Genomic DNA, 26948 nt, shown 5'->3' with positions numbered 1-26948 from the left:
TCTATCAGCCTTCGGCGGCCTGAATGGCGCGATCGAGATCGGCGGGGTTGAGGTCGGCCTGCCGGAAAGCGGGATCCGATGGCAGGGCCAGATTGAGGTGACGCACCACAGAAAGCCGCAGGGTGCCGTGGGCCATGGTGTAGTCGAGCAGATGGCCGCCCCCCTTGCGATCGGCGGTGATCATGTGCTCGTGAAAACCCGCCACATTGACCCCCTGCACGAACGGCGGGCAGCGAAAGCCCACCAGAGTTCCCGCCACCGCGGCAAAGCGGAACAGCGGTTGCTGTTCGATGGCTTCCAGCATGGGGCGATAGGGGGGCTCCTGACGCGGCACGGTACGGACCTTGGCCGTTTCAAACTGGCCGTCGAGGCGCAGGGCGACGAAGACGTTGTCGGAGCCCACCAGCCGATCCACCCACTGGTGGATCTCGTCACGGCTGAGGGGATGGTCGAAGCGACGCTCCAGACAGGGGCGAAAATGGGTCATCACCGCGAAGGGGGTCTTCTGATCGGCGCGGGCGGGCCGGGCCGAGCCATCGGAGCGCAACTGGTGGATCTGGCGCTCGAAGGCGATCAGCTCACCATCGAGGTGATTGAAGGTGCCGAGGCCAAAGTCGCCGTGGCGCAGCAGCTCGCTCATGGTGGTCTCCCCTTCGTAGACCCCCGCCAGCAGGGCGCTCATCAGGGAACTCTGGTAGATCTCGCCACCGTCATGCTGCCTGCGCCAGCGAGAAAACTGCTGGCTCACTTCGAGGGCACAGCTGCACCCGGCACTGTCAGATGTTGCAATATGTTCCATTCGGGTTTCACCTCCACCGTGAATCCTGTTAGCGTTCGGATCCAATGGTGACTTGGTTCACATTTCAACACCAATACGCTGATCCCATGACTTTGAGACTCAATCGATATGGAACTTCGTACGCTCCGCTACTTCATGGCCGTTGTTGAAAAGCAGAATTTCACCCGCGCAGCCGAATCACTCAACATGGCCCAGCCGCCCCTGAGCCAGCAGATCCGCAAGCTGGAGGAGACCTTGGGCACCCCGCTGCTGCGCCGTTTGACCCGCAGTGTCGAGCTGACCGAGGCGGGCGAGAGCCTCTATCGGGATGCGGCGCAGATCCTGGCGCTGGCCGATGCGGCAAAACTGAAGGTAAAGCGGATTGCCCGGGGCGAGCAGGGGGCACTGCGGATCGGCTTTGCCGGTTCCACCGTGCTCCACCCCGCGGTGCTGACCCTGCTGCACGACTATCGGGAGCGCTACCCCGAGGTGGCCCTCAGCCCGCAGGAGGGCACCATGCCGGCACTGGTGGAGGCGCTGCGCAACGATCGGCTGGATGCGGCCATCTTGCGGCTCCCCTGCCGGGGTAGCGAGGGCTTTGCCCACCACCTTATCGAGCAGGAGCCGCTGCTGATCGCCCTGCCCACCAGCCACCCCAAGGCCAAGCCGGGCCCCTTGCCACTGGCCAGCCTGAAGGACGAGAGTTTTATTCTGTTTCCCCACGCCATCGGGCCCGGGCTCTATGACGGCATCGTGGGCCTCTGTCGGGAAGCGGGGTTCGAACCGATATTGGGGCCCGAATGCCCGCAGGTGATCTCCACCGTCGGCATGGTGCAGGCGGGCTTTGGCGTGACTCTGGTGCCCAGCTCGGTGGCGGCGCTGCGCCCGCTCGGGGTCAGTTATCACCCCATTGAGGGCAACGGCATGATGACCAGCATCAGTCTGGCGACACGGCCACACCCAAGTAGTGCCGTGCTGCGGCACTTTATCGCCCAGATCCGTGCCGCCCAGATACGACAAGGCCTCCCGAAGGAGGCCCTGTTAAACAAGCTTGAACCGGCCTGATGACCAGCTTGCCTGATGCGACGGCTTATTTGACGGTACTGCTTATTTGACAGTCACCCGGGCAAACTTGCGCTTGCCGACCTGATAGACGGCGGTACCGGCACCGATGAGTGCCTTGCCATCTTCCAGCTTCTCGCCATCCACCTTGACCGCGCCCTGCTTGATCATCCGCAGCGCTTCGGAGGTGGTGGCCACCAGATCGGCCTCTTTCAGCAGATTGGCAATGGCCAGACCTTCGCCTTCCAGTGCCAGCTCGATTTCCGGCATCTCGTCCGGGATGGCGTTCTTGGAGAAGCGCTGGGTGAAATCTTCGTGGGCCGCTTCGGCCGCCGCTTCGTCGTGATAACGGGCGATGATCTCTTTGGCCAGCCAGATCTTCACGTCGCGCGGATTGAGAGTACCGGCAGCGATACCTGCCTTGAACTCTTCGATTTCAGCCAGCGGACGGAAGGAGAGCAGCTCGTAGTAGTTCCACATCAGATCGTCGGTGATGGACATGATCTTGCCGAACATCTCGCCCGGAGCGTCGTGAACGCCGATGTAGTTGCCTGCGGATTTGGACATCTTCTTGACGCCATCCAGACCCACCAGCAGCGGCATCATCAGCACGCACTGGGTCGCCATGCCGGCATCTTTTTGCAGCTCGCGGCCCATCAGCAGGTTGAACTTCTGGTCGGTACCGCCGAGCTCAACGTCCGCCTTCAGCGCGACCGAGTCATAGCCTTGCAGCAGCGGATAGAGGAATTCGTGAATCGCGATGGATTGGCCGCCGGTGTAGCGCTTTTTGAAGTCGTCGCGCTCCATCATGCGGGCCACGGTCTGCTTGGCCGCCAGCTTGATCATGCCGGTCGCACCCAGCTCGCTCAGCCAGGTCGAGTTGTACTCGATGCGGGTCTTGGCGGGGTCTAGGATCTTGAACGCCTGCTCGGCATAGGTGAGGGCGTTATGCTTGATAGCCTCTTCGGAGAGCGGCGGACGGGTAGCGTTCTTGCCGGAGGGATCTCCCACCATGGCAGTGAAGTCACCGATCAGCAGGATCACTTCATGGCCCAGATCCTGGAAGGTCTTCAGCTTGTTGAGGATCACGGTATGACCCAGGTGAATGTCGGGGGCGGTCGGGTCCATGCCCAACTTGATGCGCAGCGGGCGCCCTTCCTTCAACTTGGCGACAAGTTCTTCTTCAACCAGAATTTCTTCCGCTCCGCGCTTGATCTCGGCTAGCGCCACCTCGAGCTGGGACATTTTTTGACTCTCCATCACGATTCCACAGGGCCAAACATATTACTGGAATGGCGGGCCAATTGGAAAGGCTGTAAAATCCGTCCATTCTGCCCGACTTCATCTGCTTCTCATGGTTATTTGGCACGCCTTCAACGCACTCCCCCACTGGCACCGCAAGATGGTGCTGATCTTGAGCATCATGATCATGATGCTAGCTGCCTGGCCAAGCGAACAGGCAGTAGCAACACGGGTCGATGAAAACGGCAATGAAATTGCCCTGCGGGAACCGGCCAACGACAACGCGCTAAACGACGAGCTGCCAGCCGAGACCGCCCAGCCCGTTACCCCGCCCAAACCGCGCTACATCACCAAGCAGGTGAAAGTACGCCGTGGCGACAACATGGGGGTGATCTTCCAGCGCATTGGCCTGAGCACCACGGATCTGCACCTGATCGACCAACTCGAGGGCAGCGATCCCCTGCGGATGCTGCAACCGGGGCAGGAGCTCACCTTCAAGCTGACCGAAGATGGCCAGTTGCACAGCCTCTATTACCCCCACAGTCTGGAGCAGGCGCTCAAGGTGAGCCGCAAGGAGGAGACCTTTGTCGCTCGCAACGTCAAGATCGCCCTCGACACCCGCGAACAGGTGAGCAAAGGCGAGATCCGCTCCAGCTTCTGGGGCGCCGCGGTGGATGCGGGTATGACCGAAGATCAGATCATGGACTTGGCCGCCATCTTCGGCTGGGACATCGACTTTGCCCAGGACTTGCAGCCGGGGGACAGCTTCCGGGTGGTCTATGAAGACAAGTTCCGCGACGACGAGCGGGTCGCCTCCGGCGATATTCTGGCGGCGGAGTTCGTCAACCAGGGCACTGCCTACCGCGCCGTGCTCAATGAAGATGGCAACTACTACACCCCGGAAGGCAAAGCGATGCGCAAGAGCTTCCTGCGCGCGCCGGTCAACTTCAAATACATCAGCTCCAACTTCAACCCGCGCCGCCTCCATCCTGTGACCGGCAAGATCCGCCCCCACAACGGCATCGACTATGTGGCGCCGGTGGGCACCCCCATCATGGCGGCTGGCTCAGGCAGCGTGGTGGCTGCCGGTTACAACCAGTTCAACGGCAACTACGTCTTTATCAAGCATGCCGGCAACTATGTGACCAAGTACCTGCACCTCTCCAAGCGCACCGTCAACAAGGGACAGCGGGTGAAGCAGGGGCAGACCATCGGTACTCTGGGTGGCACCGGCCGCGTCACCGGCCCGCACCTGCACTACGAATTCGTGGTGGGCGGCATTCACAAGAACCCGCGCACCCTCACCCTGCCGCAGGCAGAGACCCTGAGCGGACGCGAGCTGGCCAACTTCAAAAAGCTGGCGATGCCGCAACTGGCCAAGCTAGACAACCCCGAGCTGCAGCTGGCCCAGAACAAGCGGGATAGTCGCGGCAACTAAGCCATCAGGGCTGGCAGGGTGAAGGCCCTGCCAGCCCTTTTTATTGAGCTCGCGCCAGGTAACCAGATTGAAATGAGTCCGCATTCGGACATAAGATGAGATGGATCACCGGGAGCAGCATATGGCACAGGCGTAAGGGCTTATCTATCCTGTCTCTCTCACTCTTTTTCCGGTCCGCATTGAGGATGCACCATGGTTGAGCGTTATATCGGTCTGATGTCAAAGACCACGCCATGTGGCATGGGATGAAAGCCGCTCCCCTCTTTACCCTCTCTGCACACCGCATTTTCAAGTAGCAATGTAAGGAGACACATGGCTGAACGCTATATCGGTCTGATGTCGGGAACCAGCATGGACGGCATTGATGCCGTGCTGGTGATGATCGCCGGGGATGAACTGCGGGTCGAAGCGGCGCTTTGCCACCCCTGGCCGCAAGAGACCGCCCGCACGCTGCATGCCCTCTGCACCCCGGGCGACAACGAAATCGACCGCATGGGGGTGGCCGATAATCTGGTGGCGCGAGAGTTTGCCGCCGCCACCCACGCGCTGCTGGCCAAGGCGAAGCTTGAGCCCAAAGATATTCGCGCCATCGGCAGCCACGGCCAGACAATCCGCCATCGCCCCCAGCTCGGCTTTACCCTGCAGATCGGCAACGCCGCCCTGCTGGCCTCCCTGACCGGCATCGACGTTATCGCCGATTTTCGCACCATGGATATGGCCCTCGGCGGTCAGGGGGCGCCGCTGGTGCCCGCCTTCCATCAGGCGCTGTTTGCCAAGCCCGGTGCCCTGCGGGTGGTACTGAACCTCGGCGGCATCGCCAATATCTCGGTGCTGCCGGGCAATCCGGGCGGTGTCTATGGTTTTGATACAGGCCCGGCCAACACCCTGCTCGATGGCTGGTATCGCCGCCATCAGCCCCACGGCGGCAGCTATGACGCCGGTGGCAAATGGGCCGCCAGTGGCAAGCCCATCCCGGCCCTGCTGGAAAAACTGCTGGCTCACCCCTACTTCGCCGCCCCCGCCCCCAAGAGCACCGGACGGGAGATGTTTACCCTCGATTGGCTCGATGGGGAGCTGGCAGGCACTTCATACGCCCCCGTGGATGTGCAGCGCACCCTGCAGGCGCTCACCAGCCACAGCATCGCCCGCCAACTGCCCGCCCGGCCCGAATCAGTCGGTGCCAGCCAGCCGAAAGCCGAGCTGTTTGTCTGCGGCGGCGGAGCCCATAACGCCCCCTTGCTGAAGGAGCTGGCCAGCCTGCTGCCTGCATGGCGCATCGCCAGCACCGCCGAGCTGGGGCTGGCCCCCGACTGGGTGGAAGGCGCAGCCTTTGCTTGGCTTGCCATGTGCTTTGTTCACCGCAAGCCGGGGAACCTGCCCGCCGTCACCGGCGCCAGCCGTTCGGCTGTGCTGGGGGCACTTTATCCCGCCTGAGTGATGACAAGGGGGCTGCGGATCAGTGTGCCCCCTTGAACAGACGCACAACCTGTTGCCGGATCGGTGCAAACAGCGGGGGCTTTGGCGGCTCCAGATTGATATGGCGCCGCCCGGCACGGGTTTCACAGCGAAGCAGATTCTGGATGTAGTGGTGGTGGGAGCGATGGATCAGCTGTGAAGCCTGATACGCCCACTGTCTGGGCACGCCCCACAGGGTGCTGGCAATCGCCCCGACGATGCAGAAGAAAGCGGGCTCCTGAATTCCCATCCGGCTGGCATTCTCCAGCGCCTCCTTGAGCGAGTTGGAGTGGGCAATACAGGTCATGATATTGACCATGAAGGCGTCGTAGTCATCCTCCCCACCCTGGCCAACACGCGCTGTCAGGGTCGCCGCGGGCTGATAACCAAACTGATGGCCGATATTTTCAAACACCGTATTACGCTGGCGGATCACCTTGCCATAAAACATCAGCATCACCATGCAGTCGATCGCCTTGCACAGCGCCTCGTAGTGGGGATGGCTCTTCTTGGGACGCGGCGCCGTGGCGAGGGCCAGCTCTTCAGAGATGGCCAGCAGGCCCACAGGTACGGCGGTACTGACAAACGAGAGATCAATCGACAGCTCCAGCCCCTCCTCCCCTTCCATGCGGGCCACAATAACATGTTCGCCAAACAGCCGACGCTGGCGCTCGATAAAGGCACCAAAGACCAGATCACGAAACTGCTTTTGCGGATAAGGGGTATCGAGCAGGCTCTCGATGGTCATGATGGCGGCGGATACCCGGCCGCGCAGTCGGTAATCGGCAGGAATGGGAAAGCTCTTTCCCAAGCGAGGAGGTAACCGCTGCCCAGATGTTTGACAATACATATCGCCCAGAACGAAACCCAGCATAAATCCTCCACAGTCAGGTAATGATGATCGCGACGCGATCTCGCTTGCCAATCCTGGGCAATGGCCTGCCGGTGCATCGATGCTCTCCGTCAGGGCTCCTTGATTACCTTATTAATCATACGATTAATAGCGAGTGAAAAAAGCGACCTGACTCGCAATCACGCCACTAATTAACAGTTTCATCAAGAAACCATAAAAAGCGGTCGATAAATCCATTTTTTGACACATTTCCCTTTAAAAACAGCGCATTGAACTTTATTCCTGCGAAATCATCTGAACTATTCCCGAGCCCTGAAAACCATCCCAATCATCACAACCAGCCACAGATAAGAGGGAGATCAGACAAAGCCACAAAAAGTGGAAAACGCGATGAGGCGGGGCAACCCCACCCATCGGAGGATGCAACCGGCGTGAAGATAAGCGGATTGCCACCACCGCCCCTCATCCAACGCCACCTCTCATCCAGCACCACAGCTCCCGCACACCGTCACGCCAATGCCAATGCCAATGCCAATGCCAATGCCAATGCCATGCTCCCCACTCCTGTACAGCAGGGGCAGATCCGCCGTGCAAATTCATGGCATAGAATTTTATGGCGTTAATAACAGATCCCGGCTGCCAGCAAGGCGTCATCGAGTATGCCGGAATCATCATTAACAGAGAGGAATGCAAAAGCCGTGAATTATATTCCAGAGGTATCTTTAATAATGTTGATATGCATATTCACGGGAATTTTCATAGCCCCTTAAAAGAGCTGAAAACAGATATCCATGCACCATAATATGCATTATTTGCACATCGGCGCATAATATTAACCCTTTATTCACACTCCAATATCCCGAAGAGGGGGAGAGCAAACCCAGTCAGGGCAAGGCTGTCCGCCGGTTCGGCATAATTTGCGCACAAATTGGCTCCTATTTCGGGTGAATTGAATAGCAATATGCTTAAATTTGCACCCATTGAGCCATCTCATAGAAATGCAATCAGCGGTTTGCAACCCCTGATAGCCACTCATAGAATCGCAGCGTCTGAAATATCTACCCTGTCCTCTTCTCCCTTATTCCTCTCAGTAATTGAGTGGATCACAAATAATAACCGGGGATGCCGTCGCTGGCGCAGTGGCCGTGGCGCACAACAAGATGGGGTAAACCTGTACCTGAATGAACAACAAATATTAAAAAGAGGCATATCTATGAGTGGCACCATCATCAAGTCGGCAAGAAATACCCCCCATGCACCCCAGGATCTGGGCCCCTGCACCCAAACGGTGGCGTTTTCTCATTACAACAATATCTCCGCCCAGCTGCCGGTCGATCCCGCCACCGGCAAGATGGTGAGCGGTGATGTCACCGCGCAGGCCAGACAGTGCCTGAGCAACCTCAAGGCGATCATCGAGAGCATCGGCCATGTGATGGACGATACGGTGAAAGCGACCATCTTCCTGAAAGAGATGGCGGATCTGGAGGCGGTCAACGCCGTCTATCGCGAATTCTTCCCGGGCTATCTGCCGACCCGCACCACCCTCGCCGTCGCCGCCCTGCCGCTGGGCGCGCTGGTGCAGATCGATGCCATCATTTCCAACGGCGAAGGTACCTTCCCGCAAGATCCTTGCCCGCTGGTGAAGCTCGCCCGCAACAGTGACAAGGCGCCGCACAATCCGTTCTCCACCCATACCGTGGCCTTCTCCCACTACAACAATATCGGCGCCCAGCTGCCGGTCGATGCGGCCTCGGGCCAACTGGTCGCCGGTGGCATCAAGGAGCAGGCGGGCCAGTGCCTGCGCAATATCAAGGCGGTGCTGGAGAGCATCGACGTGCCGTTTGACGATATCGTCAAGGTCACCGTCTATCTGACCGATCTGGCCGATCTGGAGGCCGTCAACGAGGTCTACACCACCTTCTTCCCCGACTCTGCCATTGCCCGCGCCGTCGCTTATCTGCCCGCCCGCTCGGTAGTCAGTGCCGCCGCCCTGCCCATGGGGGCGCGGGTGCAGATGGATGCGGTCATCTCCCACGGTGACGGCACCCCGCCACAACTGGTGGAAGACCGTCACAATCTGGTGATCCGTGCCCGCAATACCGACAAGGCACCGCGCAGCACGCTCCATTGCCAGACTGTCGCCTTCTCCCACTACAACCATCTCTCTGCGCAGTTACCGATAGACCCCGCCACCGGCAAGCTCCTGGCTGGCTGCATCAAGGAGCAGACCGCCCAGTGCCTGAGCAATATCAAGGCGATTGTGGAGAGCATCGGCCATGTGATGGACGATATCGTCAAGGTCAATATCCAGCTCGGCAATATCGCGGATCTGGCCGAGGTGGATGCCATCTATACCAAATACTTCCCGGCCTACCTGCCGGCCCGCACCGTGATCGCGGTGCGCGAACTGCCCGCAGGCGCTCTGGTGCAAATTGATGCTGTGATGTCCAACGCCGAAAGCACCCCGCCGCAGGTGTAATGTTGCGGTAAATAAAAAAGAGACCGGCTATATGCCGGTCTCTTTTTACATGCCAGACAAAGGGGTAGCCCCTCAGCCCTCAATATCGCGGTTCCTGATCGCCACTCTGACCGCCTCTGCCGTGGTGGCTACACCGAGTCGACGGCGGGCACTGCGCAGATGGTTCTCGACCGTGCGCACCGAGAGTTTCAGGGTGGTGGCGATATCGGCATGGCGCCAACCCCGGGAGACCCACTCCAGCACTTCGCGCTCGCGCCCAGTGAGGCCACGCTCGTGACCCGCTACCGGCATCTCCATCAGCCGACGAGCTGCATGAAAAGCCGCCGCCGCGATCAGCGCAAGGCTAACCCGAGTGTGGGCACTGGCATCGATCTGATCGCCGCCAAAGCTCATCGCCCCTTCCAGTCCCAACGGCCCATAGACGGGAACCTGCAAGCCATGTCGGCCAGGCCCCTCAGGCTGGCGAACGATACGGTACTGCTCGCCAACGGCGCCAACCGTTTTGCTCCAGAAGAAGGGCTGGTCTCGCTCCCTGATATGCATCGCCATCGGGCACTCGCGCATATAGGTATGCAGGTCGACCGCCTCGCCACTCTCCAGCCACTCCCCCTCCAGCCAGTAGAGGTGCTCGACCACCCCCTCCTCGCTGGCACTGATGGAGAAGAGTGCAAAGCGGTGATACCCCAGCGGAGTGGCAAAGGCGCGCACCAGTTGCTGGATCTCCTCCAGCCGCTGACACCCTTCCAGCGCCACCGCGACCTGCAACGCATTCGCTGGCGATGACGACAACCTCATCGCTTGGCAACCGCCTCCAGCAAGGTGGTAGCGGCCAGCTTGCCGAGGTTATTGCCCGCCAGCGGGCTGTCACCGGTCAGCAGATTGCGATCCCGGCACACCTCTCCCGAGATGCCGTTGTTGACGATCTCGAAGCCAATCTCTTTGAGCTTCTCGCCAAACTTCCAGGTGAGGTGGCCCGGCATATAGCCAATTGCCGGGGTCTGGGCATCCAGCTCATCGGGGAAAGCGCAGATCTTGTAGCCCGCGAAGGTCTCTGGATTGGCCACCGCCAGCAGCGCAGCAGGCCCGTGACAGAGGGAGATGATGAAGCGATCGTTGGCCATCGCCCACTCCAGCAGCGCTTTCACCTCGGCACTCTCCGGCAGCCCCATCAGGGCGCCGTGCCCGCCGGGAATAAAGACGCCGATATAGTCCGAGTCGGCATCCAGCGCATCTTTCAGCAGATCAGCCAGCTTGGCCGGTTGGCGGAACTGCGCCTGATATTTGGCATAGAGCCCCAGCACCTCTTCATCTTCGCTGGGCATGGCCCACCACTCGAACTTGACCGGATTGCCGGAGAGGGTGGCCACATCAAAGGCAAAGCCCGCCTTGTCGAGGTGATACATGGGCAGCAGGGTTTCGACCGGATGGTTGCCGGTGGAAAACAGGGTGCCGTTGTCGGTGGGCAGATAACGCTCATCGGCCCCGATCAGCAGGATCTTCCAGCGCCCCTCCCGATAGGGAGCGGGATAGTCGGCCCCGGCAAGGTCAGATTTGCGCGAGGTGAACTGGCTCAGGGAGTAGGGCGACGGGAAGAAGGCATTCTGCTCTGCCGGATCCGGGGTCGGTTGTTTATCGTCAACAAGCATGTCGGTCATGGGTCAGGCTCCAGTAGTGGTGGACTCGGTCTCACAGTATTGACTGTCAGAGACCAAGTAAATGAGGGTTTTCCCTCAACCGCCATGACTATGGCAAGAGGTGTGACCACGCTGCGACAAAACCTGAACAGAATCCCCGCCAGACTTAGGCCATCGCGGCAAATGCCCTGACGATGGCATCCATGACCGCCCTGACCCGCGCGGCATGCTGCACATCCTGATGGGTCACCAACCACACATCGTAGGATTGCTGTAACTGCCGCTCGGGCCAGACCCGCACCAACCCGGCTTGCTCTGCGAGCGGAACCGCTACCTCGCCAAGCCCCAGCCCCATCAACAGGGCCTGACGCAGCATCAGGCTGGTATTGACTCCCGCAGCGACCGTGGCCCCCTCGGCCGCCTCTTCGAGCATCATGGGCGAGCGCGCGCTCTGCCAGTGGGGCTCATACACCACCAGCGAATGGCCCGCAAAACCGGTGCCCGCTTCGGGTATACCATGGCGAGCCAGATAGTCGGCGGAGGCATACAACCCGACCGGCCAGGAGGCCAGCTTGCGAATAATCAGGTCGGGATTGTCCGGCTTCACCGTCCGGATCGCGATATCCGCTTCCCGCAGCGACAGATTGACCACCTGGGTCGAGGTATTGAGGATGACCCTGATATCGGGATAACGCTGATGCAGCTCGGTCAGGGCCGGTATCAGAAAATCCATCCCCAGGGTGTCTGTGGTCGCCACGCTGACCTCACCGACCAGACGGTTGTCGACCCCTTGCGCCGCCCGCACAAAATCAATGGCCGCCAGCTCCATCTGCTGAGCGCTGGCCAGCACTATCTCCCCGACATGGGTCAGCACATACCCTTTGGATGTGCGGAGAAACAGCGTGGCCGCCAGACGATGCTCCAGTGCGGCAATCCGTCTGCCAATGGTGGCCTGATCGACCCCGACCACACGGGCGGCGCCCCTCAGGCTCCCCTCCCGATGCAACGCCAGAAAAATTTTCGCATCATCCCAGTTCATCACGACTCCCGGTTGAAATGCATTTTTGCATTACAGATGAGGGATAATACTGCGTTTATTCATCAGCAATCTCCACTATCTTGGTGCTCATCCCACTCGGGGAACCGCATATCACCTCGTTACAAGGAGCCGCTGATGCATAACGCCTATTCCATTCCCGCCACCATGAGCGCGGTAGAAATTACCCAGCCAGGTGGCCCCGATGTCTTGCAACTGACCACCCGCGCCACACCAGCGCCCAAGCCTGATGAGGTTTTGATCCGGCACTATGCAACCGGTATCAATGGGCCGGATGTGATGCAGCGCAAAGGGCTCTACCCGCCTCCGGCAGGAGCATCGGATATTCCCGGGCTGGAGGTCGCCGGGGTCGTGGTCGCCAAGGGGGAGCAGGTGGAACATCTCAAGGTTGGCGACAAGGTCGCCGCACTGATTTCGGGTGGCGGCTATGCCGAGTACAGCGTCGCCCACCAGAGCAATGTCCTGCCTCTGCCGCCCGGATTGAGCTTTGCCGAAGCCGCGGCACTGCCGGAAACCTTTATGACGGTCTGGTCAAATATGTTTGAACGGGGTCAGTTTAAAAAGGGAGACATTATCTTGATCCATGGCGGTGCCTCCGGCATCGGCACGACCGCCACCATGCTGGCCAAGGCATTTGGCGCCGCCAAAATCATCACCACGGTCGGCTCACCCGAGCAGCAGGCCGCCAGCATCAAGCTGGGCGCGGATGTGGCCGTGCTCTACAAGGAGGAAGATTTTGTCGAGGCCGTGCATGCCGCCACCGATGGCCATGGCGCCGACATCATTCTCGATATCATTGGCGGGGAGTATGTCGCGCGCAACTATGCGGCGGCCGCCATCAATTGCCGCATAGTCCAGATCGGCATTATTGCGGGCGCCGCCCCCAATCTGGATCTGTTTCCCATGCTGCAAAAGCGGCTGACCCATATCGGCTCTACCCTGCGCTCGCGTACTCCGCAGGAAAAAGCCGATCTGATCGCCCAGCTGCAAACTCATGTCTGGCCATTTATCGAAAGGGGCGAGGTCAAACCACAGGTTTACCAGACCTTCCCGCTGGATGAGGCCGCTGCCGCTCACCATTTGCTGGATTCAGGCCGTCATATCGGCAAGCTGGTATTAACCATGGTGCCGTTGTCGTCAGATTGATAAAGCCCATAGTGGAGCAGGCCGAGGTGGATGCCATCTATACCAAATACTTCCCAGCCTACCTGCCCGCCCGCCCCGTGATCGCTGTGCGCGAGCTGCCGGCCGGCGCACGAATCCAGATGGATGCGGTGATGTCCAACGCGGAAAGTACTCCGCCGCAGGCGTAAGTTTTTCGCTCAATAAAAAGAGACCGGCTATATGCCGGTCTTTTTTTTGTAACAGGAAATAGCATTATTTTTTATGGCATCCTCTTAAAGAACGCGAACGCCCGATTACGCTTCACTAATCGATCTACTAACTAGGAAATACTCACTGCTTATGGCATTATTCATCTAATTGCCAGCATATTAACAATCCTAATTATCGATGAGAGATTATAAATCCATGTCTGAACGTTCCATAGAGTTAATAAAACAGAGCATCAACGGAGCTAATAAGTACGACTACTTTATAGTAGGCATTGGAGCTGCGACATTTTCTTATTTTGCTAAAGATTTCAAGGTTAGTGAGCATTTTTATTTCAATGAAAGCACAGTCATTTTACTAGCGTTAATTTTGCTTTCAATATCAGTTATTTGTGGGTTGAAAACAATATCACTTTACAATATTTACTTAAATAAAAATGGAAAATACCTAGACCTTTCAGAGCATTTAGCTGGATACAAGAAAAATGTCATTGAAGGCGGCATTGCAATCAATGAGGAGAATGGGGATATATTATATCCTGATGAGTCAGAGCTAAAGGTTAGAGCATTATCAAAAATACTTCCAGAGAGAAAAAATGAACTACACAAGCTAGGAAATAAGATAGAAGTTGGTTACAGGATTAGAGATTATTCACTGTTTATATCTTATATATTCCTAGCAATAAGCAAGTCTATGCCACTTTTTATTAATTTAATACCATATAATTAACATGCAAACTGATTTATATATTTCCATTTCTATTTCTATTTAGAATGTAAAAACGCCTCCATAAGGAGGCGTTTTTATTTGCAAAGACTCTGGAATTACAGGGATTCAGCGGTCGCAACCACGTTTTCCACGGTAAAGCCGAATTCCTTGAACAGCAGCTCGGCCGGTGCAGACTCACCGAAGGTGGTCATACCGATGATCTTGCCGCCAAAACCGACGTACTTGTACCAGTAGTCAGCGATGCCTGCTTCGATGGCCACGCGCTTGGTGACGGAGGACGGCAGAACGGACTCCTTGTACTCGGCAGACTGGGCGTCGAACACGTCGGTAGACGGCAGAGAGACCACGCGCACGGCACGGCCCTTGGCAGTCAGCTGCTCATAGGCGGCAACGGCCAGTTCCACTTCGGAACCGGTGGCGATCAGGATCAGCTCCGGTGTACCGGCGCAATCTTTCAGCACGTAGCCACCCTTGGCGGTATCAGCCAGCTGCTGGGCAGTACGATCCATCTGGGCCAGGTTCTGACGAGAGAAGATCAGAGAGGTCGGGCCGTCGGTACGCTCGATGGCGTGTTTCCAGGCGATGGCAGATTCAACCTGGTCACACGGACGCCAGGTGCTCATGTTCGGAGTCAGACGCAGGGAGGCGATCTGCTCAACCGGCTGGTGAGTCGGGCCATCTTCACCCAGACCGATAGAGTCGTGGGTGTAAACGAAGATGGCGCGCTGCTTCATCAGGGCGGCCATGCGCAGGGCGTTGCGGGCGTACTCCATAAACATCAGGAAGGTAGCGCCGTAGGGGATGAAACCACCGTGCAGGGCGATACCGTTCATGATGGCAGACATGCCGAACTCGCGTACACCGTAGTGGATGTAGTTGCCGGAGGCATCGTCGTTGGTCAGAGACTTGGAGCCGGACCACATGGTCAGGTTGGACGGCGCCAGGTCGGCAGAGCCACCCATGAACTCCGGCAGCAGCTTGCCGAACGCTTCCAGAGAGTTCTGGGACGCTTTACGGGTCGCAATCTTGGCCGGGTTAGCTTGCAGGGTTTCGATGATCTTGGCGGATTCAGCAGCCCAGTTGGCCGGCAGTTCGCCAGCGGTGCGGCGCTTGAATTCGGCAGCCAGCGTCGGGTGAGCGGCTTCATAGGCGGCGAACTTGGCAGCCCAGTCGGCTTCCAGTGCAGCACCCTTCTCCTGAGCGTTCCACTCGGCAGCGATATCGGCCGGGATAACGAACGGCGCGTGGTCCCACTTCAGGAATGCGCGAGCAGCGGCGATCTCGTCGTTGCCCAGCGGTGAGCCGTGGCAGTCGTGAGAACCGGATTTGTTCGGGGAGCCGTAACCGATGATGGTGCGGCAGCAAATCAGAGTCGGCTTGCCGGTCTCGGCCTTGGCGGCTTCGATGGCGGCATTGATGGCTTCGGGGCTGTGACCGTCAACAGCCGGGATAACGTGCCAGCCGTAGGCTTCGAAACGCTTGACAGTGTCGTCGGTGAACCAGCCTTCAACGTGACCGTCGATAGAGATACCGTTGTCATCCCAGAACGCGATCAGTTTGCCCAGTTGCAGAGTACCTGCCAGGGAGCACGCTTCGTGGGAGATACCTTCCATCAGGCAGCCGTCGCCCATAAAGGCGTAGGTGTAGTGGTCAACGATGTCGTGACCCGGCTGGTTGAACTGCTCAGCCATGGCTTTTTCGGCGATCGCCATACCAACGGCGTTGGTGATGCCCTGACCCAGCGGGCCAGTGGTGGTTTCAACGCCCGGTGCATAGCCGTACTCCGGGTGACCCGGGGTGCGAGAGTGCAGTTGGCGGAAGTTTTTCAGATCGTCGATGGAGAGGTCATAACCGGAGAGGTGCAGCAGGGAGTACAGCAGCATGGAGCCGTGGCCGTTGGAGAGAATGAAACGGTCGCGGTCGGCCCACTTGGGGTTGTTCGGGTTATGTCTGAGGTGGCTACGCCACAGCACTTCGGCGATATCCGCCATTCCCATGGGGGCGCCCGGGTGACCGGAGTTGGCTTTTTGAACGGCATCCATACTCAATGCACGAATGGCATTGGCAAGCTCTTTACGAGAAGGCATCTGAATCTCCTGCGATTGCTTCATTTGATGGCCAAGATTAAGGCGCGTTATTGTCCCAGCAGGGCGCGCGGCGTGCAAATATTATCTGGATGAATAAAGTGGCTTTGGGAGGACAATCGCTTTTCTTGCCCTCTATTGACCAAAGCAACCAGAGAAAAACGTTTGATTTCCATCCCTTTCGGGATAGGAGAGCACCGCTTGTGACCCATTGGACACTGCGCGACAAAATAGTGCTGGCAATCGGGGGGGGCGCTAATTAAAATAGACGTCCAGATGTAGATACCTCTACACCATCCCATTCATCCGGTTATTGCCGTGGCGATAACCCAGACAAGCTGAGACTCTTATCATGGCAAAGCTGTTTACTTCCGAGTCGGTCTCCGAAGGCCATCCCGACAAGATTGCGGACCAGATCTCCGATGCGGTACTGGACGCCATCCTCAAGCAAGATACCAAGGCCCGTGTCGCCTGCGAGACCCTGGTCAAGACCGGTATGGTCATGGTGGCCGGCGAAGTAACCACCTCTGCCTGGGTTGATATCGAAGAGATCGTGCGTGATACCGTACGTGAAATCGGCTACACCCACTCCGACATGGGCTTCGATGCTGACTCCTGCGCCGTGCTGAACGCCATCGGCAAGCAGTCCCCGGACATCAACCAGGGTGTTGACCGCAGCGATCCGCTGGAGCAGGGCGCTGGCGACCAGGGCCTGATGTTCGGCTACGCCACCAACGAAACCGACGTGCTGATGCCGGCCCCCATCACCTACTCTCACCTGCTGGTGAAGCGTCAGGCTGAAGTGCGCAAGAACGGCACCCTGCCGTGGCTGCGTCCGGATGCCAAGAGCCAGCTGACCTTCGCCTACGACGACGCAGGCAAGATCATCGGTGTGGATGCCGTTGTGCTGTCTACCCAGCACGCCGAATCCATCAGCCACAAGGATCTGGTTGAGGCGGTACGCGAAGAGATCATCAAGCCGGTACTGCCGGCCGAGTGGGTCAACAAGGACACCAAATACTTCATCAACCCGACCGGCCGTTTCGTTATCGGCGGCCCGATGGGTGACTGCGGTCTGACCGGTCGCAAGATCATCGTCGACACCTACGGCGGCATGGCCCGTCACGGTGGTGGCGCCTTCTCCGGCAAGGATCCGTCCAAGGTTGACCGTTCCGCTGCCTACGCCGCCCGATACGTTGCAAAAAACATCGTTGCCGCCGGTCTGGCCGATCGCTGTGAAATCCAGATCTCCTACGCCATAGGCGTGGCCGAGCCGACCTCCATCAGCGTCGAAACCTTCGGTACTGCCAAGGTCGCCGAAGAGCTGCTGGTCAAACTGGTGCGCGAGCACTTCGAACTGCGCCCGTATGGCCTGATCGAAATGCTGGATCTGAAGCGCCCGATCTACCAGGCCACCGCTGCCTACGGTCACTTCGGTCGTGACGAGTTCCCGTGGGAGCAGACCGACAAGGCCGAACTGCTGCGTTCCGCCGCTGGCCTGTAAGGCTCGCTGTTGTGATAAAAGGGGAGCCTGGCTCCCCTTTTGCTTATCCGCTATCTGACGAGATGTTGATGTCTGCCACTCCTGCCCAGCTTGTCGCCCTGCTGCAACAACGCGTAGAAGCCTGCTTTGTGCAGGCCGAGGCGCGCCTTGGCCGCACCTTCCCCCGCCCGCGGATCTACTGCAATATGCGGGGCCGGGCGGCAGGATCGGCGCGGCTGCAAACCTGGGAGTTGCGCTTCAACCCTGCCCTCTATCAGGCCAACCAGCAGGCGTTTCTGGATGAGGTGGTGCCCCACGAGGTGGCCCATCTGCTGGTCTATGCCCTGTGGGGTGACGGGCGCGGCAAAAACCGGGTGCTACCCCACGGCCGCCAGTGGCAATCGGTAATGCGGGAGGTGTTCGGCCTTGAGCCCAGAACCACCCACAGCTTCGATCTGGCGGTACTGGCCCAGCGCACCGTGCCCTATCGCTGTCACTGCCAGCAGCATCAACTGTCGATACGCCGCCACAACAAGGTGGTGCGTGGCGAGGCCCGCTATCACTGTCGTCGCTGCAAGCAGCCGCTGGAGCGGGAACGGCCGGAGCCAGAGCAGTAAGCCAGCTTGTGTCGCGCCCCTGTGGTAGGGTGCCCGCCATCGTTCGTCAATCACCCCGTTTGCAAGGAATCCCATGCGTTTCATCTCCTCCCTCGCCCTGACCCTGCTGGCCGGTTTACCGCTGCTCAGCGCCCCCCTGCACGCCCAGACCTTTCGCGAAGCCAAGCAGGATCTGGTGAAGATCTATCGCAGCCAGCCTGCGGTCACCACCTTCTACTGCGGCTGCGACATCGACTATCAGGGCAAGAAAATGAGCCCGGATCTCGCCAGCTGCGGTTACGAGCCGCGCAAGCAGGCCAAACGCGCCGCCCGCATCGAGTGGGAACACGTGGTCCCCGCCTGGGAGTTCGGCCACCAGCTGCAGTGCTGGCAGGATGGCGGTCGCAAGAACTGCGAAAAAGCGAGTCCCGAGTTCAACAAGATGGAGGGGGACATGCACAACCTCTTCCCCGCCATTGGCGAAGTGAACGGCGATCGGGCCAACTACCGCTTCTCCGACTGGAACGGCAAGCCGGATCAGTACGGCCAGTGCCAGATGCTGGTGGATTTCAAGGATCGTCGGGTGCAGCCGCCCAAGGGGCCGGTACGGGGCCAGATTGCCCGCGCCTACCTCTACATGAGCCAGCAGTATGGGCTGCGTCTGGCAGCGCAACAGCGTAAACTGTTTGAAGCCTGGGATCGCCAGTACCCGGCAGAGGGCTGGGAGTGCGAGCGCAACCGCCACATCGGCAAGCTGCAGGGCAATACCAATCCCTTTATTGAAAAGCAGTGCCAATAACCCCATTTGACCAGGGAGGGGGATCGCCCCTCCTAATTATGAAACCCTTCCCTTCTGCCGCGTGAGCCTTGCTCGCCGCAGGATATAAAGGGTTTCCAAGCAAGAGACTGACAAGCAGCCATGCGCATTCCACGTATCTATGAACCGGCCACCCTGCAAGTTGGCCAGACTATCGCCCTGTCGGAAGACGGCGCCAACCATATCGGCCGGGTACTGCGCATGCAGCCGGGCCAGCAGCTCGAGCTGTTCAACGGCGATGGCAATCAATATCCCGCCACCATCGCCAGCGTCGGCAAGAAGTCGGTGGAAGTGACCATCGACAGCTGCGATACCCAATCGGTGGAGTCACCGCTGGCCATCCACCTCGGTCAGGTGATCAGCCGTGGCGACAAGATGGATTTCACCATCCAGAAATCGGTGGAGCTGGGCGTCACCTGCATCACCCCGCTCTTCTCCGAACGCTGCGGCGTCAAGCTGCCAGCCGATCGACTGGAGAAGAAACGCGAACAGTGGCAGAAGGTGGTGATCAGCGCCTGCGAACAGTGCGGCCGCAACGTGGTGCCCGAAGTGCGCATGCCGATGGAGCTGGATGCCTGGCTGGCGGAAGAGACTAAAGAGCTCAAGCTCAACCTGCACCCGCGCGCCGAGTACAGCATCAACACCCTGCCCGTTCCCGAGCACGGCGTGCGCCTGCTGATTGGCCCGGAAGGGGGATTGTCGAGCGACGAGATCGCCCGTACCGTGCAGGAAGATTTCAAAGAGATGCTGCTGGGGCCGCGGGTGCTGCGCACCGAAACCGCCGCCCTGACTGCGATTACTGCGCTGCAGTGCCGCTTTGGCGATCTCGCTTGAAACCAGTCCAATGTCTTACTGCGAGGTCGTGATCAAGGCTCATGCGCTGCTCGGAATCCTCACGTATGTCTATACGCTCCGGTTCCTGCGCTGCTCTTTACCTTGCTGACGACCTCTCGCGACAGACTTTGAACAGGTTTTAAGAATCTCACTCGCAATCGAGCCACAAGAAGGATATTCGGATGACCATTAAACTCGGCATCGTGATGGACCCCATCTCGGCCATCAACATCAAGAAAGATTCCAGCTTTGCCATGCTCGAAGAGGCGCAAAAGCGCGGCTATGAGCTCTTCTATCTGGAGATGAAGGATCTCTACATGGAAGCTGGTCGCGCCTTTGGCACCATGCGCCCGCTCACCGTCAAATATGACTATGCCGACTGGTACAAGCTGGGCGAGGTGGTGGATCAGCCCCTCTCCAACCTCGATGTGATCCTGATGCGCAAGGATCCGCCGTTCGACACCGAATTTATCTATGCCACCTACATGCTGGAGCGGGCAGAGGATGAGGGTTGCCTTATCGTCAACAAGCCGCAGAGCCTGCGTGACGCCAACGAGAAGCTCTACACCGCCTGGTTTGCCGAGCACACCCCGACCACGCTGGTAACCCGCCGCGCCGACAAGCTGCGCGCCTTCCACGCGAAACACAAGGACGTCATCCTCAAGCCGCTGGACGGCATGGGCGGCGCCTCCATCTTCCGCATGAAGGAAGATGACGCCAACGTCGGCGTGATTATCGAGACCCTGACCGCCCACGGCAGCCAGTACTGTATGGCGCAGACCTATCTGCCCGCCATCAAGGAGGGCGACAAGCGGGTGCTGGTGGTGGACGGTGAACCTGTTCCCTACTGCCTCGCCCGTATTCCGGCGCAAGGGGAGACCCGTGGCAATCTGGCGGCCGGTGGCCGTGGTGAAGCCCGTCCCCTGAGCGAAGCGGACTGGGCCATCGCCCGCGCGGTAGGCCCGACCCTCAAAGAGAAAGGCCTCATCTTCGTCGGCCTAGACATCATCGGCGATCGGCTGACCGAGATTAACGTCACCAGCCCGACCTGCATTCGCGAGATTGAAGCGGCCTTCGATGTGCACATCACCGGCATGTTGATGGATGCCATCGAGCGTCGGCTGGGCAAATAATCGCTGGGCAGGCTAACCGGCCTGTTCAGGGGGTAACCCGCCCCTGACAAGCCCGGAAACAGAGAGGGAGGGCTGGCGCCCCCCCTCTCTGTTTCAAGGTAATCCGGCAAGGGGCGGGATCTCACCCAGCCCCAAAAAGCGGTTTTTCCCATGGGGATCAACTGCCATAATTGACCTCAAATACCTTTGCACTATTTGGCCTCTATGCAAACACTGCAAAATCACTTCCTGCTTGCCATGCCAAGCCTGACGGATCCCTATTTCGAGCGCTCGCTGGTCTATCTGTGCGAGCACAACGAAGAGGGCGCCATGGGGCTGGTGGTCAACATTCCGGTCGAGATGTCGCTGGAAACCATGCTGACCCAGCTCAAACTGAACCCACCCGCCAGTCCGGAGCTCAAGCAACCGGTGTTGCAAGGGGGGCCGGTTCATGCCGATCGCGGCTTCGTGCTGCACAGCTTCCGCCCCGGTTTCAACTCCACCCTGCAGGTGGGGGATGAGATGATGGTGACCACCTCCAAGGATATTCTGGAAACTCTGGGTACGAGCGAGGCCCCTGCCCATTGGCTGGTGGCCCTTGGCTATGCAGGCTGGAGTGCCGGTCAGCTGGAGCAGGAATTGGTAGACGGCGCCTGGCTGGTGATCCCCCCCAATCCGGATCTGGTGTTCAAAACCCCCATTCGCAAACGTTGGCAGCAAGCCGCCGCCAGCATAGGGGTGAATCCGGTTCACCTCTCCAGCGACGTCGGCCACAGCTGATCGGCTGGCCCGCTCCGCTCTCTATTTCGAGGATTTATCAGTTATGTCATCACGCAGCATCATGGGCTTTGACTATGGCACCAAGAGCATTGGCGTCGCCATCGGTCAGGAGCTGACTGGCACAGCCCAGCCTCTGCGCGCCCTCAAGGCCAACGACGGCATCCCCAACTGGGACGAGATTGAGAAGCTGCTCAAGGAGTGGCAACCGGACCTGCTGGTGGTCGGTCTGCCGCTGAACATGGATGGCACCGATCAGGAGATCACGGTACGGGCCCGCAAATTCGGCAACCGGCTGCATGGCCGTTTCGGCAAGCCGGTGGAGTTCAAGGATGAACGACTCACCACCACAGATGCCCGCGCCCGCCTGTTTGAGCGAGGCGGCTATCGCGCGCTGGAAAAAGGCAGTGTGGACGGGGTATCGGCGCAGCTGATCGTCGAAGCCTGGATGGAAGAGCAGTACAACTAAGCCATCAATAGCAAGGCAAGGGTCGCTGCCCTTGCCTTGTCTCGCACAATCCCCTCATTACGCCTGTGATTGTCCCGCGACCAGCCCTTCGGCCTCTGTCGGGTTCGCATTCATCATCCGGTTGAGCCAGGGCACCATCAGCCCCATCACTACCGCAATCAGCAGGGTCGCCATCCCGATCTTGCCAAATACGCCGGTGTAGATCGGCAAGGTTTGCAGCGGATCCGTCATCCCTTGCGGCACGGCGGTAAAGGTTGCCACATAACCACCCAGCAGGGACGCCATCGCCTGAGTCAGGAACCACATTCCGAGAATGAAGCCCATCAGGCGTTGCGGCACCAGCGCGGCGACCATCGCCAGCCCCAGGGCGCTGATCATCAGCTCACCCAGACTCTGGAACAGGTAGATAAGCACCATAAACCAGGGGGAGGTAAGCCCCTGCTCATCGGCAAACCACCAGCCGGATGCCGCCGCCGTCAGAAAGCCCAGCGAGCAGAAGAACATCCCGAGGGTGAACTTGAGCGGCATGGTGAGATCCCGCCCCTTGCTGCCCATCCGGGTATAGATCATCGCGAGTACCGGACTGCCCACCACCACCCAGAAGGGGTTGAGCGCCTGGAAGCTGATTGGGTTGACGCTCATGCCCAGCATTTCGTGGTGCATGTTGTTGATGGCAAAGAAGTTCAGAGACGTCGGCATCTGGGCATACAGCACATAGAAGAGCACCGCCTCCAGCATCAGCACGAAGGCCACATACATCTTGTTGCGGCCCACGGTATCGAGCCTGAATGCCTCGCGAAAGAAGAAGATCACCACGGCGATGGTTACCGTCATCAGCACCATGTTGGCGATCACCACGTGGTGCATCAGCCAGGCGCAGAAGAAGACCATGGCTACCGAGCCCAATATAACCAGCAGCAGCTTGCTGTAATCGAGTGGCAGGTGATCCGGTACGGAGCCAATATCCTTCACCATATTGCGGCAGGCAAAGAAGGTGAGCAGCGCAATAATCAGCCCCACCCCGCACAGGTTATAGGTCACGGTATAGCCGTAGTGATCGGCAATCACCGGTGCGAGCGAGAGGGAAATAAGGGAGCCAATATTGATCGACATATAGAACAGGGTAAAAGCCCCATCCAGCCGAGGATCTTTTGGCTGGTAGCATTTTGACAGCAGGCTTGCCGGATTGGCCTTGAACAGGCAGTTACCGACTGCAATGGTGCCCAGCGCATAGAAAATCAGGTCGGGATTGTAGATAGAGAGGCCGGTCATAAAGTAGCCTATCACCAGCACCACGGCCCCCAGCACCATGGTGCGCTTGGTGCCGAGCACATGGTCACCGACATAGCCACCGACCGAGATCAGGCCATATACCAGTGCCGAGAAGGCACCGAAGGTAATAAAGGATTGCTCTTGGGAAAATCCCAGTTGCTGCACAAAGAAAACCGCCAATATCCCCTGCACGCCGTAATAACCGAAGCGCTCCCAGAGTTCGACGAAAAATATCATAAAGAAGGGTTTGGGCTGTTGTAACAACCCGGTCGGTGCTGTTGCTGGACGCATATCAACCTGCCTTTGCTGAGATTTATTTTTATTAATCTGGTGGTGGCTGCCGCACTATTTTTTCGTCCGTCATTGCCATTACGGGGAGTACAGTCAGCCTGCCAATCTGGCTATTTTCGGGTACACGGGCCCCGTTCGATGAAAGGTGTTTTTCATCTAGCCGGTTTCAATTACGGGTTATCGGGGGATGGTGAGTGGCGTCTCCCGGTACAGTTACCGGCTCCGGGTTCTACCTTTGCTGCATCCCTTTACTCAAGCCGGTTTATCAACCTTGATGCTTATTCCCCTCTGCTCCGTCACTCATGGCTGGTGGCCAGATAGCCGGGGCATGGCACGGCCACAGACGACCTGTGGGGCTGGCTCACGCCGCGCTCTACTGGCAGTCACCCTACGCAGGCACTATCTAACCCCGTCATTTCAAGGGAAGTCATGCTATATCACTGCAAATACAGGAACTTAATGGTCGATCACACTTTAAAAGTGACCATAGGTGAAGTTTTCTAATGAAACCACATGAATTCTTTTCGTGAAAAGAGCTTCACTCGAGACGTGCAACCAAGGCCAATATGTGCATAAAGAGAGTTGAATGGCACACATTTTGAACCCGATCTCGGCACTTAAGTCGTGCAAAAGCCCACTCATCAGGGCGATGCGACAACAAAAGCCGAAGCTGATGGCTCCGGCTGATCGATGGGCACAGTCACGGCCACATTAGCGTGGCGATTCGTCGTTGTAGAGTCGCCGGATCTCGTTGCGCAGCCACATCACCTTGGCATCCTGATTGTGCCGTTTGTGCCACAGCAGGATGAAGGCGATCTCCAGCTGGGCGTAGAGCTTTTCGGGTAGCGGCAGCGGCATGGCGATCAGATTGCCGTGATGCCGACTGGCATAACCACCGCAGTAGGAAGGCGCCACCGCGATCAGCTCGTGGCTCGACTGGGAGGCAATATGCAGCGCCTGCTCGAAGCTGGAGACCATGATGGGCACCTCCCGCTTCAGCCCCTCGTCCTCCAGCAGACTGTCGAGAGCCCAGGTATCGTTCGCTTCCCACACCATGCTGATCTGGGGGCAGGCCAGAAAGTTCTCCAGCGACCACTTCTGCTCGAGCAATGGGTGATCCTTGCGCAAAAAAACCACCGGGCGATCGGTGAACAGCACCTCGTGATCGATGTAATAAGGCAAGCGGTTGACCTTGGCCAGAGAGCGGCCATGGGTCTCGCGGGCGCAGAAGCCGAGATCTGCATCGCCATTGACGATGTCGTTGAGGGAGTGGTGATCCCACCCCAGCACCCTGACCACCGAGTTGGGGTACTTCTGGTAGATGGTCATGGGCAGATCGCTCAGGAAGCTGATGTAGAAGGGGGACTCCATCACCAGGGTGAAGCGGGCTCCGTCGGGGATCGCCTCGCTATTGAGCGAGGTGATGCTGTCGGTGAGCTGGAACCAGACCTTCAGCTCCTCCTCCAGGGTCAGGGAGAGGTTGGTGGGCTGCAACCCCTGCCGCACCCGCACAAACAGGGGATCGTCAAACCACTCCCGCAATTTGGCCAGAGACTTGCTCACCGCCGACGGAGTGACACAGAGCTTTTTCGCCGCCCCTGCCACACTGCGCTCCTGCATCAGGTACTTGAAGACCACCAGCAGGTTCAAATCGAGTTCACCCAGATTGCGCATATCCCCTCTCATCTTCCATCAGCCCTGCGACCGCGCTTCACGAAGCGCGAGCCATGGTAACAGCCCTTTGACAGCCAGGTAACTGAGCATTGCCAGCAGCAAGGCGCAGATCAGCATCTCGGTCGGGGCAAAGCCAAGTTGACCCAGCAGCCAGATGTAGAGGCCGGAGAGGCTGATCTGCATGATGCAGAGCACGGCACTGGCGAACGCCACATTGTGCTGGCAACCATCGAGCGCCTCCCCCATCGCCACCCCGAAGCCACAGGAGAAGCCGACACAGACCAGCGCAAACCCCGGCAGCAACAGATGGATATCGCCCCCCGCCTGCCAGTTGCCGATCAGTGAGCACGCCGCCAGCAGATAGGAGAGATGAGACACCGCCAGCACTTTCTGTTTGCCCAACCAGCGCAACAGCAGGGGCGTCAGGAAGGAGGTGGACATACTCACGCCGGCCATCACCATCATCACGATGGAGTACTGCTCGGTGGTGAAGCCAAACTCCTTCATCAGGATCAGCGGCGAGACGCTGACATAGACCAGAATGGCGGTCACACTGGCACTGGTCAGCAGGGAGAGCAGCATAAAGCGCGGCGAGCGCAGCAGGTCAAAGGACAGCGCCGCGCTACTCCCCGGTTGCCGCGCCGGGCGGGTCTCCTTGAGCAGCAACAAGTTCACAAGACCGCTGATGGCCGCCACCAGCGCCATCGCCACGAAGATCCCGCGCCAGTCAAAATGGGACAGGATGAGGTAACCGAGCACCGGCGCCAGCACCGGGATCACGCAGATCACCCCGTTGATCATCGAGAGCGCCATCGCCAGCCGCTCCTGACTTAGCACATCCCGCAGCACGGTAAAGGTCATGATATAGAGCGCCCCGGCCCCGACCCCCTGCCAGAAACGGCCGAGGTAGAACTGAGTGATCCCTTCGGCATGACCCGCCACCAGCGAGGCGATGACAAAAATCAGCGCGCCCCCGAGCACCACCCAGCGCCGCCCGTAGCGATCGGCAATCATTCCCCCCAGCAGCACGGTCGCCGCCATGCCAAACAGATAAATGGAGAAGGCCGTGTGGATCTGCGCCTCGCTCGCCTGCAGGGCATCGGCAATCTTGGGCACGGCGACCAGATAGAGATCGATCCCGATCGGATAGAGGATGATCATCAGAAAAGTGCACAACAGGAATACAGGCATGGATGCTCCATAACAGATTGGCGTGCCGATGCCTGCCAGATCACAACGACAGGCGAACAGTGGCGGGGCCAAGGTGGTGACAAAGGTAGCAACACAGTGCGTCGCAATGGGGGCAACTATATGGGCGCCCAACGCCCTCACCTAGTGAAGAGATGGCGATCGGTACATTCCAATCAGGAAATATTGTATTGAGTTACGTGCCATAGCGGCCATATTGAATCGAGCAGACTCAGTAATAAACCGGGTCACCTCCCGCTCATAGCCATCCCTGCGCAGCACTTTTACCGCC

At 58.7% G+C, this 26948-nt stretch carries 23 protein-coding genes and 1 pseudogene; 14 read left to right on the top strand and 10 right to left on the bottom strand.

From position 1 onward, the window contains the following. Positions 1 to 4: 4 nt before the first annotated feature. Complete coding sequence (gene budA, locus ACW5XC_RS01990; protein WP_005338506.1) at positions 5 to 799, bottom strand: acetolactate decarboxylase; 795 nt, start codon at positions 797 to 799, stop codon at positions 5 to 7. A gap of 108 nt (positions 800 to 907) precedes the next feature. Here budA and ACW5XC_RS01985 point away from each other — a divergent pair, with 108 nt between their 5' ends. Beyond that, positions 908 to 1843 (top strand): LysR family transcriptional regulator, encoded by a 936-nt coding sequence (locus ACW5XC_RS01985; protein WP_042055179.1) that lies wholly within the window; start codon positions 908 to 910, stop codon positions 1841 to 1843. A gap of 42 nt (positions 1844 to 1885) precedes the next feature. Here ACW5XC_RS01985 and tyrS read toward each other — a convergent pair whose 3' ends face one another. Continuing rightward, positions 1886 to 3085, bottom strand: coding sequence for a tyrosine--tRNA ligase (tyrS, locus tag ACW5XC_RS01980; protein WP_005347884.1), 1200 nt, complete (start codon positions 3083 to 3085; stop codon positions 1886 to 1888). A 109-nt stretch (positions 3086 to 3194) separates the two neighbouring features. Here tyrS and ACW5XC_RS01975 point away from each other — a divergent pair, with 109 nt between their 5' ends. Further along, positions 3195 to 4520 carry a peptidoglycan DD-metalloendopeptidase family protein gene (locus ACW5XC_RS01975; protein WP_042055177.1) on the top strand — a complete coding sequence of 442 codons (1326 nt, stop codon included), beginning with the start codon at positions 3195 to 3197 and terminating at the stop codon, positions 4518 to 4520. A gap of 312 nt (positions 4521 to 4832) precedes the next feature. Beyond that, positions 4833 to 5954 (top strand): anhydro-N-acetylmuramic acid kinase, encoded by a 1122-nt coding sequence (locus ACW5XC_RS01970; RefSeq protein WP_042055175.1) that lies wholly within the window; start codon positions 4833 to 4835, stop codon positions 5952 to 5954. 22 nt (positions 5955 to 5976) lie between these two features. On the opposite strand, the gene ACW5XC_RS01965 is transcribed toward ACW5XC_RS01970, so the two are convergent. After that, positions 5977 to 6786 (bottom strand): hypothetical protein, encoded by an 810-nt coding sequence (locus ACW5XC_RS01965; RefSeq protein ID WP_236727588.1) that lies wholly within the window; start codon positions 6784 to 6786, stop codon positions 5977 to 5979. Positions 6787 to 8041: 1255 nt separating this feature from the next. On the opposite strand from ACW5XC_RS01965, the gene ACW5XC_RS01960 reads away from it, so the two are divergent. Beyond that, entirely contained in the window at positions 8042 to 9307 is a 1266-nt protein-coding gene (locus ACW5XC_RS01960; protein WP_042055168.1) for a RidA family protein, read from the top strand. 72 nt (positions 9308 to 9379) lie between these two features. Here ACW5XC_RS01960 and ACW5XC_RS01955 read toward each other — a convergent pair whose 3' ends face one another. The 3 genes from ACW5XC_RS01955 to ACW5XC_RS01945 all read right to left on the bottom strand — a co-directional run bounded on the left by ACW5XC_RS01955 (position 9380) and on the right by ACW5XC_RS01945 (position 11980). Then, complete coding sequence (locus tag ACW5XC_RS01955) at positions 9380 to 10102, bottom strand: PA1136 family autoinducer-binding transcriptional regulator (protein WP_080771410.1); 723 nt, start codon at positions 10100 to 10102, stop codon at positions 9380 to 9382. Then, complete coding sequence (gene hchA / locus ACW5XC_RS01950) at positions 10099 to 10962, bottom strand: glyoxalase III HchA (protein WP_042055163.1); 864 nt, start codon at positions 10960 to 10962, stop codon at positions 10099 to 10101. The genes ACW5XC_RS01955 and hchA overlap by 4 nt, the downstream gene beginning before the upstream one ends. 145 nt (positions 10963 to 11107) lie before the next feature. Further along, positions 11108 to 11980 (bottom strand): LysR family transcriptional regulator, encoded by an 873-nt coding sequence (locus ACW5XC_RS01945; protein WP_042055160.1) that lies wholly within the window; start codon positions 11978 to 11980, stop codon positions 11108 to 11110. 135 nt (positions 11981 to 12115) lie between these two features. Between ACW5XC_RS01945 and ACW5XC_RS01940 the strand changes: the two genes are divergently transcribed. The 3 genes and pseudogenes from ACW5XC_RS01940 (at position 12116) to ACW5XC_RS01930 (ending at position 14059) form a co-directional block, all read left to right on the top strand. Beyond that, complete coding sequence (locus tag ACW5XC_RS01940) at positions 12116 to 13144, top strand: NAD(P)H-quinone oxidoreductase (protein ID WP_042055158.1); 1029 nt, start codon at positions 12116 to 12118, stop codon at positions 13142 to 13144. Positions 13145 to 13152: 8 nt separating this feature from the next. Beyond that, positions 13153 to 13311 (top strand): annotated as a pseudogene (locus ACW5XC_RS01935) (reactive intermediate/imine deaminase); the annotation flags it as partial. Between the two features lie 217 nt (positions 13312 to 13528). Continuing rightward, positions 13529 to 14059 (top strand): hypothetical protein, encoded by a 531-nt coding sequence (locus tag ACW5XC_RS01930; protein WP_042055155.1) that lies wholly within the window; start codon positions 13529 to 13531, stop codon positions 14057 to 14059. Between the two features lie 95 nt (positions 14060 to 14154). Here the strand turns inward: ACW5XC_RS01930 and tkt are convergent, their stop codons facing one another. Further along, positions 14155 to 16146: a transketolase gene (gene tkt / locus ACW5XC_RS01925; RefSeq protein WP_005338517.1), complete on the bottom strand. Its 1992-nt coding sequence runs from the start codon at positions 16144 to 16146 to the stop codon at positions 14155 to 14157. Positions 16147 to 16495: 349 nt separating this feature from the next. On the opposite strand from tkt, the gene metK reads away from it, so the two are divergent. From metK to ruvX, 7 genes are all read left to right on the top strand, one after another. Next, positions 16496 to 17647, top strand: a complete 1152-nt coding sequence (gene metK / locus ACW5XC_RS01920) for a methionine adenosyltransferase (protein WP_005338519.1) — start codon at positions 16496 to 16498, stop codon at positions 17645 to 17647. A gap of 68 nt (positions 17648 to 17715) precedes the next feature. Next, on the top strand, positions 17716 to 18243 hold the full coding sequence (locus tag ACW5XC_RS01915; protein ID WP_042055152.1) for a SprT family zinc-dependent metalloprotease: 528 nt from the start codon (positions 17716 to 17718) through the stop codon (positions 18241 to 18243). 73 nt (positions 18244 to 18316) lie between these two features. Then, positions 18317 to 19021, top strand: coding sequence for an endonuclease (locus ACW5XC_RS01910; RefSeq protein ID WP_042055150.1), 705 nt, complete (start codon positions 18317 to 18319; stop codon positions 19019 to 19021). A gap of 120 nt (positions 19022 to 19141) precedes the next feature. After that, positions 19142 to 19873 carry a 16S rRNA (uracil(1498)-N(3))-methyltransferase gene (gene rsmE, locus ACW5XC_RS01905; protein ID WP_042055147.1) on the top strand — a complete coding sequence of 244 codons (732 nt, stop codon included), beginning with the start codon at positions 19142 to 19144 and terminating at the stop codon, positions 19871 to 19873. 182 nt (positions 19874 to 20055) lie between these two features. Then, positions 20056 to 21006, top strand: coding sequence for a glutathione synthase (gene gshB, locus ACW5XC_RS01900; RefSeq protein ID WP_042055145.1), 951 nt, complete (start codon positions 20056 to 20058; stop codon positions 21004 to 21006). Between the two features lie 204 nt (positions 21007 to 21210). Next, positions 21211 to 21765: a YqgE/AlgH family protein gene (locus ACW5XC_RS01895; protein ID WP_042055143.1), complete on the top strand. Its 555-nt coding sequence runs from the start codon at positions 21211 to 21213 to the stop codon at positions 21763 to 21765. 43 nt (positions 21766 to 21808) lie between these two features. Next, a complete protein-coding gene (gene ruvX, locus ACW5XC_RS01890) occupies positions 21809 to 22231 on the top strand; it encodes a Holliday junction resolvase RuvX (RefSeq protein WP_005343821.1) in 423 nt (140 codons plus the stop codon). Positions 22232 to 22288: 57 nt separating this feature from the next. Here the strand turns inward: ruvX and dtpB are convergent, their stop codons facing one another. The 3 genes from dtpB to ACW5XC_RS01875 all read right to left on the bottom strand — a co-directional run bounded on the left by dtpB (position 22289) and on the right by ACW5XC_RS01875 (position 26659). Then, positions 22289 to 23794, bottom strand: a complete 1506-nt coding sequence (gene dtpB, locus ACW5XC_RS01885; protein ID WP_042055142.1) for a dipeptide/tripeptide permease DtpB — start codon at positions 23792 to 23794, stop codon at positions 22289 to 22291. A 711-nt stretch (positions 23795 to 24505) separates the two neighbouring features. Continuing rightward, complete coding sequence (gene yidZ, locus ACW5XC_RS01880; protein WP_042055140.1) at positions 24506 to 25468, bottom strand: HTH-type transcriptional regulator YidZ; 963 nt, start codon at positions 25466 to 25468, stop codon at positions 24506 to 24508. A gap of 18 nt (positions 25469 to 25486) precedes the next feature. Continuing rightward, a complete protein-coding gene (locus tag ACW5XC_RS01875) occupies positions 25487 to 26659 on the bottom strand; it encodes an MFS transporter (protein WP_042055137.1) in 1173 nt (390 codons plus the stop codon). Between the last annotated feature and the right edge of the window lie 289 nt (positions 26660 to 26948).

Source organism: Aeromonas sp. 25-AL00135, assembly GCF_054052385.1.
This window is presented reverse-complemented; position numbering and strand designations above follow the sequence as displayed.

Coding starts and splice junctions, on each gene's coding strand:
- gshB (WP_042055145.1), top strand. CDS start 20,056: ATGACCATTAAACTCGGCATCGTGATGGACCCCATCTCGGCCATCAAC.
- rsmE (WP_042055147.1), top strand. CDS start 19,142: ATGCGCATTCCACGTATCTATGAACCGGCCACCCTGCAAGTTGGCCAG.
- ACW5XC_RS01910 (WP_042055150.1), top strand. CDS start 18,317: ATGCGTTTCATCTCCTCCCTCGCCCTGACCCTGCTGGCCGGTTTACCG.
- tyrS (WP_005347884.1), bottom strand. CDS start 3,085: ATGTCCCAGCTCGAGGTGGCGCTAGCCGAGATCAAGCGCGGAGCGGAA.
- dtpB (WP_042055142.1), bottom strand. CDS start 23,794: ATGCGTCCAGCAACAGCACCGACCGGGTTGTTACAACAGCCCAAACCC.
- ACW5XC_RS01930 (WP_042055155.1), top strand. CDS start 13,529: ATGTCTGAACGTTCCATAGAGTTAATAAAACAGAGCATCAACGGAGCT.
- ACW5XC_RS01895 (WP_042055143.1), top strand. CDS start 21,211: ATGCAAACACTGCAAAATCACTTCCTGCTTGCCATGCCAAGCCTGACG.
- ACW5XC_RS01985 (WP_042055179.1), top strand. CDS start 908: ATGGAACTTCGTACGCTCCGCTACTTCATGGCCGTTGTTGAAAAGCAG.
- ACW5XC_RS01875 (WP_042055137.1), bottom strand. CDS start 26,659: ATGCCTGTATTCCTGTTGTGCACTTTTCTGATGATCATCCTCTATCCG.
- ruvX (WP_005343821.1), top strand. CDS start 21,809: ATGTCATCACGCAGCATCATGGGCTTTGACTATGGCACCAAGAGCATT.
- ACW5XC_RS01955 (WP_080771410.1), bottom strand. CDS start 10,102: ATGAGGTTGTCGTCATCGCCAGCGAATGCGTTGCAGGTCGCGGTGGCG.
- ACW5XC_RS01940 (WP_042055158.1), top strand. CDS start 12,116: ATGCATAACGCCTATTCCATTCCCGCCACCATGAGCGCGGTAGAAATT.
- ACW5XC_RS01945 (WP_042055160.1), bottom strand. CDS start 11,980: ATGAACTGGGATGATGCGAAAATTTTTCTGGCGTTGCATCGGGAGGGG.
- tkt (WP_005338517.1), bottom strand. CDS start 16,146: ATGCCTTCTCGTAAAGAGCTTGCCAATGCCATTCGTGCATTGAGTATG.
- ACW5XC_RS01960 (WP_042055168.1), top strand. CDS start 8,042: ATGAGTGGCACCATCATCAAGTCGGCAAGAAATACCCCCCATGCACCC.
- yidZ (WP_042055140.1), bottom strand. CDS start 25,468: ATGCGCAATCTGGGTGAACTCGATTTGAACCTGCTGGTGGTCTTCAAG.
- budA (WP_005338506.1), bottom strand. CDS start 799: ATGGAACATATTGCAACATCTGACAGTGCCGGGTGCAGCTGTGCCCTC.
- hchA (WP_042055163.1), bottom strand. CDS start 10,962: ATGACCGACATGCTTGTTGACGATAAACAACCGACCCCGGATCCGGCA.
- ACW5XC_RS01975 (WP_042055177.1), top strand. CDS start 3,195: ATGGTTATTTGGCACGCCTTCAACGCACTCCCCCACTGGCACCGCAAG.
- metK (WP_005338519.1), top strand. CDS start 16,496: ATGGCAAAGCTGTTTACTTCCGAGTCGGTCTCCGAAGGCCATCCCGAC.
- ACW5XC_RS01970 (WP_042055175.1), top strand. CDS start 4,833: ATGGCTGAACGCTATATCGGTCTGATGTCGGGAACCAGCATGGACGGC.
- ACW5XC_RS01915 (WP_042055152.1), top strand. CDS start 17,716: ATGTCTGCCACTCCTGCCCAGCTTGTCGCCCTGCTGCAACAACGCGTA.